Origin of the sequence: Palleronia sp. (genome assembly GCF_042089775.1) — a bacterium.
Taxonomy (GTDB): domain Bacteria; phylum Pseudomonadota; class Alphaproteobacteria; order Rhodobacterales; family Rhodobacteraceae; genus Palleronia.
Map to the genome: position 1 here is coordinate 27,290 of NZ_JBELKF010000033.1, position 10,647 is coordinate 37,936.

10 protein-coding genes are annotated in these 10,647 nt (G+C 65.5%); 6 read left to right on the forward strand and 4 right to left on the reverse strand.

Features of this window, described 5'->3' with window-relative positions; translation table 11 throughout:
- Positions 1-90: 90 nt before the first annotated feature.
- Both ACFDS3_RS10105 and ACFDS3_RS10110 read right to left on the reverse strand, forming a co-directional pair.
- Positions 91-1,167, reverse strand: coding sequence for a TRAP transporter substrate-binding protein (locus ACFDS3_RS10105; protein WP_375262230.1), 1,077 nt, complete (start codon positions 1,165-1,167; stop codon positions 91-93).
- A 147-nt stretch (positions 1,168-1,314) separates the two neighbouring features.
- Positions 1,315-2,391, reverse strand: a complete 1,077-nt coding sequence (locus tag ACFDS3_RS10110) for a TRAP transporter substrate-binding protein (protein ID WP_375262231.1) — start codon at positions 2,389-2,391, stop codon at positions 1,315-1,317.
- A 525-nt stretch (positions 2,392-2,916) separates the two neighbouring features.
- On the opposite strand from ACFDS3_RS10110, the gene ACFDS3_RS10115 reads away from it, so the two are divergent.
- The gene (locus tag ACFDS3_RS10115) at positions 2,917-4,671 is read left to right on the forward strand and encodes an acetolactate synthase 3 large subunit (RefSeq protein WP_375262232.1); all 1,755 of its coding nucleotides are present in this window, start codon (positions 2,917-2,919) and stop codon (positions 4,669-4,671) included.
- Positions 4,672-4,777: 106 nt separating this feature from the next.
- Positions 4,778-5,335, forward strand: coding sequence for an acetolactate synthase small subunit (gene ilvN / locus ACFDS3_RS10120; RefSeq protein ID WP_375262233.1), 558 nt, complete (start codon positions 4,778-4,780; stop codon positions 5,333-5,335).
- Between the two features lie 39 nt (positions 5,336-5,374).
- Here ilvN and ACFDS3_RS10125 read toward each other — a convergent pair whose 3' ends face one another.
- On the reverse strand, positions 5,375-6,199 hold the full coding sequence (locus ACFDS3_RS10125; protein ID WP_375262234.1) for a manganese catalase family protein: 825 nt from the start codon (positions 6,197-6,199) through the stop codon (positions 5,375-5,377).
- A 408-nt stretch (positions 6,200-6,607) separates the two neighbouring features.
- Between ACFDS3_RS10125 and ACFDS3_RS10130 the strand changes: the two genes are divergently transcribed.
- A complete protein-coding gene (locus tag ACFDS3_RS10130; protein WP_375262235.1) occupies positions 6,608-7,027 on the forward strand; it encodes a DUF4112 domain-containing protein in 420 nt (139 codons plus the stop codon).
- 66 nt (positions 7,028-7,093) lie between these two features.
- Here ACFDS3_RS10130 and ndk read toward each other — a convergent pair whose 3' ends face one another.
- Positions 7,094-7,516 carry a nucleoside-diphosphate kinase gene (gene ndk, locus ACFDS3_RS10135; RefSeq protein ID WP_375262236.1) on the reverse strand — a complete coding sequence of 141 codons (423 nt, stop codon included), beginning with the start codon at positions 7,514-7,516 and terminating at the stop codon, positions 7,094-7,096.
- 172 nt (positions 7,517-7,688) lie between these two features.
- Here ndk and ACFDS3_RS10140 point away from each other — a divergent pair, with 172 nt between their 5' ends.
- The 3 genes from ACFDS3_RS10140 to ACFDS3_RS10150 form a co-directional block, all read left to right on the forward strand.
- On the forward strand, positions 7,689-9,545 hold the full coding sequence (locus ACFDS3_RS10140) for an ABC-F family ATP-binding cassette domain-containing protein (protein WP_375262237.1): 1,857 nt from the start codon (positions 7,689-7,691) through the stop codon (positions 9,543-9,545).
- Entirely contained in the window at positions 9,542-10,171 is a 630-nt protein-coding gene (locus ACFDS3_RS10145; RefSeq protein ID WP_375262238.1) for a MarC family protein, read from the forward strand. The genes ACFDS3_RS10140 and ACFDS3_RS10145 overlap by 4 nt, the downstream gene beginning before the upstream one ends.
- 36 nt (positions 10,172-10,207) lie before the next feature.
- The coding region (locus tag ACFDS3_RS10150) for a TIGR02281 family clan AA aspartic protease (protein WP_375262239.1) at positions 10,208-10,647 on the forward strand (440 nt) is incomplete at its 3' end.

The window sequence follows — 10,647 nt, forward strand, 5'->3', positions numbered from 1 at the left end:
GTCCCCTTCTGCCGCGCCCGGTTCTTCCGGACGTCTCGTGAAACGCCCACCGAACCGCAATCGGATCGGGGACGTCGTTGTCGTGCCGGCTCAGCCGATCACCCGTTCCCGTTGTGCGCGGTAGGCCCCGTCGGAGCGCCGGATCCAGCTCGCAGATTTGCGCATCGATTCCGTGACCGACGTGCGGATGTCCGCGAAAAGCCTGTCATCCATGTACTGGTTCAGAGTCTCGGTCGAGGCGGTGCCGAACGCGTCCCAGACCCCGGGCGGAAACTCGGCCAGTTGCACGCCGGCCGCCTTGAGCCGTAACAGCGCAGCGCCGTTCCGCGACAGGAACTGCGACAAGCTCCATTGATGGGCCTCAAGGCTGGCGGTCTTGACGATGGCGCGCTGCGCCCGCGTCAGGCTGTCGAAGACCGCGCGGTTCATCGCAACGGAAAGACCGGCGCCGGGCTCGTGGAAGCCCGAGGTGTAGTAGACCTTCGCGACCTTGTGGAAACCCGCCTTCTCGTCCGCCCAGGGACCGATCCACTCGGCCCCGTCAAGCGCGCCCGAGGCCAGCGCCTGGTGGATCTCGGCGCCGGGGATGGTCTGCACATCCGCACCCAGCTTGTCGAGCACCTCACCGCCAAGGCCGGGCATGCGGAAGCGCAGGCCCTCGAAACCCGCAGGGGTGTCGATCGTCTTGCGGAACCAGCCGCCCGCCTGCGCGCCCGTGTTGCCGCCGAGGAAGGACTTGAGGCCGAAGCGTTCGCCCAACTGGTCGTGCAAATCCATGCCGCCGTCGGCATAGTACCAGTTGGCGAGTTCCTGCGCCGTCATGCCGAAGGGCACGGCGGTGAAGAACGCGTAGGCGGGATGGCGATCGATGAAATAGTAGTCGGCGCCGTGATACATGTCGGCCTGCCCCGACGTCACCGCGTCGAAGACTTCGAACGCGCCGACCATCTCTCCCGCCGCCTTCAGCTCGACCGTCAAGGTTCCGTCCGACATGTCCGTGATCGCCGTGGCAACACGTTGCGCGGCGTCATGCACGCCGATCAGATCGCGATTCCAGGTCGTGACCATCGTCAGGGTTCGTTTTTCCTGGGCATACGCGGGCGCGGCCAGTCCGGCAGTGATCGACCCGGCAAAGGCCGAGTTTCTCAGAAACGTACGGCGGTCCATCGATTCCCTCCCCGTGATCCGCACCCAGAGCTTGCACGGTATCGTCGAGATCGGGGGACACTCACAAGCGCCCCCCGAGAAAAACCACGTGACCGCGCTGCTTTTCAATACGTCCGAAAGCGGTAGCGATCCACGGGTTCCCTGTCTTTACAGGCCCAGGATCCGGTCACGCTGGCGGGCATAGACCCGCTCGGTCTGGCCGATCCAGGCCGAATTCTCGCGCATGGATTCCTGGTAGCTCGCGAGGATGCTCGCATAGAGCGGATCGCTCGTGTGCTGCTGCAGCACCTCCTTGCTGGCGGAGCCGAACGCTTCCCAGACGTCCTCGGGGAATTCCATGATCTGCACGCCCTGCTGGCTCAGCCGCTTCAGTGCCGCGGCGTTGTTCTTCATGAACAGCGTCAGCGTCCAGAGGTTGGCGGCGACCGCGGCTTGCTCGATGATAGCCTGGTGCGCGGGCGACAGTTCCTCGAAGACCGACAGGTTCACGCCAAGCGTCAGGCCCGGCCCCGGCTCGTGGAAGCCGGCGGTGTAGTAATACTTGGTGATCTCGTGGAAGCCCGCGGCCTCGTCGGCCCAGGGACCGATCCACTCGGTCCCGTCGATCGCGCCCGAGGACAGCGCCTGGTAGACCTCGGAGCCCGGCAGGTTCTGCACGCTGGCCCCGAGCTTGCCCAGCACTTCGGCCCCCTGCCCCGGCATGCGGAAGCGCAGGCCCTGGAAGTCCTCGACGCCGGTAATCTCCCGGTTGAACCAGCCGCCCGACTGCGGCCCGGTGTTGCCCACGAGGAACGGCTTCAGACCGAAGATCTCGCCCAGATCCTGGTGCAGCTGCTGCCCGTCCCCGTGGTAGTACCAGTTGTTCAATTCCTGCGCGGTCATGCCGAACGGCACGGTCGAGAAGAATGCGAACGCGGGGTGCTGTCCCGTGAAGTAGTAGTCCGACGAATGGTACATGTCCGCCTGCCCGGCGGTCACCGCGTCAAAATTCTCGAACGCGCCGACCAGTTCGCCGGCCGCCCGCAGATCGACCGTCAGCGTTCCGTCCGACATGGTCGTGATAGCATCGGCCAGGTACTGTGCGCTGTCATGGACGCCCGCGAGGCCACGGCCCCAGCTCGTCACCATCGTCAACGTCCGATTGCCCTGCGCGTAGACCGGCGCGGCGAGTCCCGCGGCGGCGGCGCCGGTGGCGGCGGTCGTCAAGAAGTCCCTGCGTTTCATGTCGTCTCCCTCCCCGTGAAAGAACAAGCCCCGCGTTGACCACGGGGCATGGTATGGCAAGGATGTGTAAGATACCGGGCCGGCGGGGAAAAGCCCCTAGCTGGCGCGTTCTTCAATGCGCTCCGGTGATAAGCGCAGCTCTTCAATCTGATCTCGGACCAAGCGCCTCTAGCTGCGGACGATGGTTACTCAGGCGCCCCTGCGCAAGCTTGACCCGCAACGATTCAGCTCCGCCGGAGCTTCACCCTTTGCGGAAATGCTCAGATGAACGCCGGCGCGAGCAACAATGCTGCGCCCGTTCAAGCATTCGCGATACGAAAGATGTCGAATCGCGGTTGACCGGCCGCGACGCGGGGACTATCGCTCAGCTCACGACCTTGGAGACCGAGCATGGCGATCCTTCTTGTAGTAGTAAGGCGAGACAGGCGCGCGGGGTGAAACCACCCCGGAGAGGACTTCTGACGCGCCCCCGACCTCACCCTCGGGGGCTTTTCTTTGGGCACGACGCATAGACGGAGAGACACGATGACCAAGCCCATCACCGGCGCCCAGATGGTAGTGCAGGCCCTGAAGGACCAGGGCGTGGACGTGGTGTTCGGATACCCGGGCGGCGCCGTGCTTCCGATCTATGACGAGCTGTTCCTCCAGAACGAGATCCAGCACATCCTGGTCCGGCACGAGCAGGCGGCCGTGCATGCCGCCGAAGGTTACGCGCGCTCGACCGGGAAGGTCGGCGTCGCCATCGTCACCAGCGGCCCGGGCGCCACGAACGCTGTCACCGGCCTGACCGACGCGCTGATGGATTCGATCCCGATCCTGGTCATCTCGGGCCAGGTGCCGACCTTCATGATCGGCAACGACGCCTTCCAGGAGGCCGACACCGTCGGCATCACCCGCCCCTGCACCAAGCACAACTGGCTGGTGAAGGACACCGACCGGCTGGCCCCCATCCTGCACGAGGCGTTCCATGTCGCCCGCAGCGGGCGCCCGGGCCCGGTCCTGGTGGACATCCCCAAGGACGTTCAGTTCGCCGCCGGCACCTATGTCGAGAAGGACAAGGTCAACACCAGCCGCTACCAGCCGCGGATCAAGGCAGACCCGGAGCGCCTGGAGCAGCTGGCACAGCTGATGGCCAGCGCCAAGCGCCCGGTCATCTACTCGGGCGGCGGCGTCATCAACTCGGGCCCGGCGGCCAGCCAGCTGCTGCGCCAGATGGTCGAGGAGACCGGCTTTCCCATCACCTCGACGCTGATGGGCCTCGGCGCGTATCCGGCCAGCGGCCCCAACTGGCTGGGAATGCTGGGAATGCACGGCCTCTACGAGGCCAATCTCGCGATGCATGGCTGCGACCTGATGATCAACATCGGCGCCCGCTTCGACGATCGCATCACCGGGCGCACGCAGGATTTCAGCCCCAACAGCGTGAAGGCCCATATCGATATTGACCCCTCGTCGATCAACAAGGTCATCCACGTGGACATCCCGATCATCGGCGACGTCGCCAACGTGCTCGAGGATCTGCTGCGCATCTGGAAGAGCCAGGGCGGCAACACCGACAAGGAGGCGCTGGCCGAATGGTGGCGCCAGATCGACGAATGGCGCGCGGTCGATTGCCTCGGCTTCGAAAACTCGGACAAGGTCATCAAGCCGCAGCACGCGCTGAAGCGGCTCGAAGAGCTGACGCGCGGCATGGACCGCTACATCACGACCGAAGTTGGCCAGCACCAGATGTGGGCGGCGCAGTACCTGCGCTTCGACGAGCCGAACCGGTGGATGACCTCGGGCGGCCTCGGCACGATGGGGTACGGCCAGCCGGCCTCGATGGGCGTGCAGATGGCGCATCCCGACAGCCTCGTCATCAACGTGGCGGGCGAGGCCTCGTGGCTGATGAACATGCAGGAAATGGGCACGATGGTGCAGTTCCGCATGCCGGTGAAGCAGTTCATCCTGAACAACGAACGGCTCGGCATGGTGCGTCAATGGCAGGAGCTTCTGCACGGTGAGCGCTATTCGCAAAGCTGGTCCGAGGCGCTGCCCGATTTCGTGAAGCTCGCCGAGGCGTTCGGCGCCAAGGGCATCAAGTGCAGCGATCCGGCCGACCTCGACGACGCGATCATGGAGATGATAAACCACGACGGCCCGGTGATCTTCGACTGTCTCGTCGAAAAGCACGAGAACTGCTTTCCCATGATCCCGTCAGGCGAGCCGCACAACAAGATGCTGCTGCCGAACGCCAAGACTCAGGGGCAGATTACCGGAACCGGCGCCGTTCTGGTCTGAGCCTTCGGGCGCGGGGGCCAGGCACCCCTGCCCATCGTCACTCAGCCCTGCCGCCTTCGGGGCCGCAGGCCACACGCAACGCAATCCATCGAGGAAGGGCAATTCGATGAGCAGGCTGAATATCGAACAGGGATCGTCCCGGCTCTCGGCCTACGACCTGCGCGATCCCCATGCGGAACTGATCGAACGGCACACGCTGGCGGTGATCGTGGACAACGAGGCCGGCGTGCTGGCGCGCGTCATCGGCCTGTTCTCAGGGCGCGGCTACAACATCGAAAGCCTTACCGTGGCCGAAATCGACCACACCGGCCACACGTCGCGCATCACCATCGTGACGACAGGGACGCCGGCCGTGATCGAGCAGATCAAGGCGCAGCTCGGCCGGATCGTGCCTGTCCACGAGGTCCACGACCTGACCGTCGAGGGCGCGAGCGTCGAGCGTGAGCTGGCACTTTTCAAGGTCTCGGGTGAGGGTGACAAGCGGGTCGAGGCGCTGCGGCTTGCCGACATCTTCCGCGCAAACGTGGTCGACTCGACGCTGAAGAACTTCACCTTCGAGATCACCGGCTCACCCCAAAAAATCGACGCGTTCGCGGACCTCATGCGTCCGCTCGGCTTGACCGAAATGGCTCGCACGGGCGTAGCCGCACTGGCGCGCGGCTAAGAAACGAAGCGGGGCCGGCGAACCGGCCCCCTTGCGCGATCAGAGCTGTTCTTTCTGGGCGCCGCTGCCCTTCTTGGCCTTGCCGAGGTCCGGCTTCTGACCTTCGGGCTCGGGCTGCTTCTTGACCGTGAACTCGGCCTTGCCGTCGAGCGACGGGCCCGAGCTCCAGCGGCCCTCGGGGGTCGGCTCGTCCAGCGAGGTGTTCAGGAAGTAGTAGCTGTGCTTGGTGTTCTCGTGATCTTCCGGGGTCGAGTTCGGGATCGGCAGCTGCTTGCTCAGCCCGCCGAGCTCTTCGATCACCGCCATCCACTGCTGCTGGTGCATCGTGTCGCGCGCGATCAGGAAGGACAGCATGTCCTTCATGCCCGCATCCTCGGTCATGTTGTAGAGACGGCTGGCCAGCACGCGGCCGCCGGCCTCGGCGGTGGCGTTGGCCATCATGTCCGCGCCCAGGTTGCCCGTGGCGTAGACGTGGCTCATGTCGAAGGGCACGCCGTTGGCGTTGACCGGCATCGCCGACAGGCCCGACGACAGGATGTGGCGCGGATTGGCGCCGCCCATGATCGCGTGCACGACCGGGTCCGTGGCCGCCTCTTCCTGGGCAGAAACCGGCGCGCCTTCAAGGTTCAGCGCCACGGCATGGCCGAGGAACTCGATGTGGCTCAGCTCTTCGGTGGCGGTCATCATCAGCAGGTCGCGATACTTGGAATCGCCCCGCGCACCCATGGCCTGGAAGAAGTACTGCATCGCCACGCGGATCTCGCCTTCGATGCCGCCGATCGCCTGCTGGAGATACTTCGCGAAAACCGGATCGGGCTTGTCCACGCGAACTGTGTACTGAAGCTTCGAGGAATGGTGGAACATCGTGTCTAATCCTACTTAATTGTTCGACACGCAACCGCCGCGGCTGCGCTGATCCGGCAACAGTTGTCTCACCTGCAGGTTCCGCGGTTTCCTTGAGAGCAGCCAGAAAAGTCCGGGCATATCAGTCGGAAATTGTAGTCAATCCGAGGGCTTAGATTGCAGCGAAAATTGGCCCCGACAGCCAGCCCCGCGGCGCAGCTCGGCCGCAGTCCCGCCGCAAAGTCCGTCAAGACGGCCACGGCATCAGCAGCAGCGAAAGATCACGCCATGAAGGACAAATCACCCAAGCCCGCCGCCCCTGCGCCGAAGCCCGCGGGAAAGCCCCAGCGTTTCAGCGACTGGGCCGCCATTTGAGTGCCAGATGGGCATGCGCCGGAACCTGGGACTTCGCCGCTCCGTTTCCAGCGCATGACATTGCATCCCGACCTATCCCGCCTCGAGCGGCTCGACCGCATCTCGCGCCGTATGGACACGGCATTTCGGATCCCGATCATCGGAAAGCGTGTCGGGTGGGACGGTCTGCTCGGACTCGTTCCGGGGATCGGCGATGTGCTCACTCTGGCCCCGGCGGCCTACATCGTTTACGAAAGCCACCGCCTCGGCCTGCCGCCGAACAAGCTGGCGCGGCAGGCGGTGAACGTGGGGCTCGACTCGCTCGTGGGCACCATTCCGCTTGCCGGGGATCTTTTCGATATGGCCTTCAAGTCCAACCGTCGGAACGTGGAAATCCTGCGCGAGCATGTCGAGGCGCGCATCGCTGCCGAGGCGAGGCCGGTCGGTGGTCAGACCGTTCCCCCGGGGAGCGCCCGCCGGAATCACCGCCTCTGAGGTGGTAGAACGAAAAAGGCGCGCCCGGCCACTGCCAGGCGCGCCCATTCTTCAGACTGAAACCGATCAGCCGACGATTTCAAGGCCCGAGAAGAAGAACGAGATTTCGTCCTTGGCAGTCTCGGGCGCGTCCGAGCCGTGAACCGAGTTTTCGCCGACCGACTCGGCGAACTCGGCGCGAATGGTGCCGGCCTCGGCGTCGGCGGGGTTCGTCGCGCCCATCACTTCGCGGTTCCTGGCGATCGCGCCTTCCCCTTCGAGGACCTGAACGACGACGGGCTCGGACGCCATGAACTCGCACAGTTCGTCGTAGAAGGGACGCTCGGCGTGGACCTTGTAGAACTCGCCGGCCTGTGCCTTGGTCAGCTGAATGCGCTTCTGCGCGACGATGCGCAGGCCCGCATCCTCGAACTTGGCGTTGATCTTGCCGGTTAGATTGCGGCGGGTCGCGTCGGGCTTGATGATCGAAAGAGTGCGTTCGGTGGCCATGGGTGCCTCATGTCTTGGCAGCCCGCCCCATGCGAACTGCATTCTCGGGCGCCCTGCTAGCACGCGTCCCCTGCCCTGAAAAGCGGCCAGTTGCCCGAACCCGGACCAGCCATGCGCGCGCGAACGTGCGACACGGCTTTTCCCCGTCGCTGGCCGGTGCTACCTCGCGCGCATGCTACGTATTCGCGACATCTCTTATGCCATCGCCGGCCGCCCCCTGTTCGAGGGCGCCTCTGCCGACATCCCCGAGGGCCACAAGGTCGGCGTTGTCGGCCGGAACGGCACCGGCAAGACCACGCTCTTTCGCCTGATCCGGGGCGAGCTTGCGCTCGAAGGCGGCAGCATCGGCCTGCCGAAACACGCCCGCATCGGCGGCGTGCGGCAAGAGGTGCCCTCGTCCGACGTCTCGCTGCTCAATACCGTGCTGGCGGCCGACCCCGAGAGGTCGGGCCTGATGGCCGAGGCCGAGACCGCGGCCGACCCCACGCGCATCGCCGAGATCCAGACCCGCCTCGCCGATATCGACGCCTGGTCGGCCGAGGCGCGCGCGACCCAGATCCTCCGCGGCCTCGGCTTCACACAGGCCGAGATCGCCATGCCCTGCTCGGCCTTCTCGGGCGGGTGGCGGATGCGCGTGGCGCTGGCCGGGGTGCTGTTCGCCCAGCCCGACGTGCTGCTGCTGGACGAACCGACGAACTACCTCGACCTCGAAGGCGCGCTGTGGCTCGAAGCCTATCTGTCGCGCTACCCGCACACCGTTATCGTGATCTCGCACGACCGGGGCTTGCTGAACCGCTCGGTCACGTCGATCCTGCATCTCGAGGATCGCAAGCTCACGCTTTATTCCGGCGGCTACGACACCTTCGCCCGGACCCGCGCCGCGCGCCTCGCCGCGAAAGAGGCCGAGATCAGCAAGCAGGAGACGCGCCGCGCTCACCTGCAGAGCTTCGTGGACCGTTTCCGCGCCAAGGCCAGCAAGGCCAAGCAGGCGCAATCGCGGCTGAAGATGATCGAGCGGATGGAGACGATCCAGACCCCGCAAGAGGCCGCCCTGCGCGCCTTCAGCTTCCCCGAACCCGAGGAACTTTCGCCCCCGATCATCAACACCGAATCCGTCAGCGTCGGCTATGGCGATACGGTCGTGCTGTCCAAGCTGGACCTGCGGATCGACCAGGACGACCGCATCGCGCTTCTGGGGCGCAACGGCGAGGGCAAGTCGACCCTGTCCAAGCTGCTGGCCGGGCGGCTCGATGCCATGGGCGGGCGGATGACGACCTCGAACAAGCTGCGCGTCGGCTATTTCGCGCAGCACCAGGTCGACGAGTTGCGGATCGAAGAGACGCCCCTCGACCACCTGCGCCGGATGCGACCGGGCGAAGCGCCAGCGCGTGCGCGTGCGCGATTGGCTGGCTTCGGCCTGACCGCCGATCAGGCCGATATGGCGGTGGCCGGGCTTTCGGGCGGGCAGAAGGCGCGCCTGTCGCTGCTGATCGCGACGCTCGACGCGCCGCATCTTCTGATCCTCGACGAGCCGACGAACCACCTCGACATCGAAAGCCGCGAGGCGCTGGTCGAGGCGCTGACCGCCTATTCCGGGGCCGTGATCCTCGTCAGCCACGACATGCACCTTCTGTCGCTGGTGGCCGACCGCCTGTGGCTGGTGAAGGGTGGCCGCGTCGCCCCGTACGAGGACGACCTCGACGCCTATCGCAAGATGCTGCTGTCGGGCGACGACCAGCCCAAGGCCGAAAAGCCCAAGGCCCAGCCGAAGGCGCAGAAACCCTCGCGCGATCAGGTGCTGGCATTGCGATCCGAGGTGCGCAAGGCCGAAGCGCGGGTCGAGAAGCTGTCCGAGATGAGCGACAAGCTGGCCAAGAAGCTGGCCGATCCGGCGCTCTACGAGGATACGCGCGTGGGCGAACTCGAGACCTGGAACAAGAAATACGCCGAGGTCAGAACCGCGATGGAGCGGGCCGAGGCGCTGTGGATGGCCGCCCTTGAGAAACTGGACGCGGCCGAGACGGCATGACCTTCGAGTTTCTGGTCACCGCGTTCGTCACCCTCTTCGTGGTAATCGACCCCGTGGGGACCACCCCGATCTTCGTCGCACTGACGGGCGGCATGACGCAGGCGCGGCGGCGCGCGATCGCCCTGCGCGCCTGCTTGGTCGGCTTCCTGATCCTTGTCGCGTTCGGGCTGTTCGGCGAGGCGGTGCTGGGCTTCATCGGGATCTCCATGCCGGCCTTCCGGATCGCCGGTGGCCTTCTGCTGTTCCTTACCGCGCTCGAAATGCTCTTCGGCCGCCGCACGCAACGCCGCCAATCGCAGGCCGAGTCGGCGGAAGAGGACCATTCCGACGACCCGTCGGTCTTTCCGCTCGCGATCCCCCTGCTGGCCGGGCCCGGCTCCATCGCGTCGCTAATCCTGCTGACCGACCAGGGCGGCGGCGGATGGCTGACGCTTTCGGGCCTCATCATGGTGATCGGGATCATCTACGTGATCTGCTACGCGCTGTTCCTCGCCGCCGGCACCATCGAGCGGGGGCTGGGGGAGACGGGCATCCTCGTCGTGACGCGCCTTCTGGGGATGCTGCTTGCGGCGCTGTCGGTGCAATTCGTGCTGGACGGGCTTTCCAACGCGGGCCTCGGCCCCTGACTTCTCAAGCCGCGTTCCGTCCCCCATATGTCTGATATGGCAGGCAATGATACCGCATCCCTCATCTATCTCGTGCTCCTCGGCACGGCGATCTTCGGCTATTTCATCGCCGCAAACCGGCAAGGCCTTGGCACCACGCTGCGTCAGCTTGCGCTGTGGGGGCTGATCTTTCTTGGCGTGATCGCTGCCGCGGGCCTCTGGCCATCCATCCGTGATCAGGTCGCACCGCGGCAGAGCTATACCTCGACCGGCAGCCTCGAAGTGCCCCGCGGCTTTGACGGCCACTACAACGTCACCCTTGGCATCAATGGCGAGCCGATTTCTTTCGTGGTGGACACGGGCGCCTCGGACATCGTGCTCAGCCAGCAGGATGCGCGACGCGTCGGAATCAATCCGGACAGCCTTGCCTATCTCGGCCGGGCGCAGACGGCGAACGGGACGGTTCCGCTGGCGGAGGTGAGCCTCGACGAGGTGAC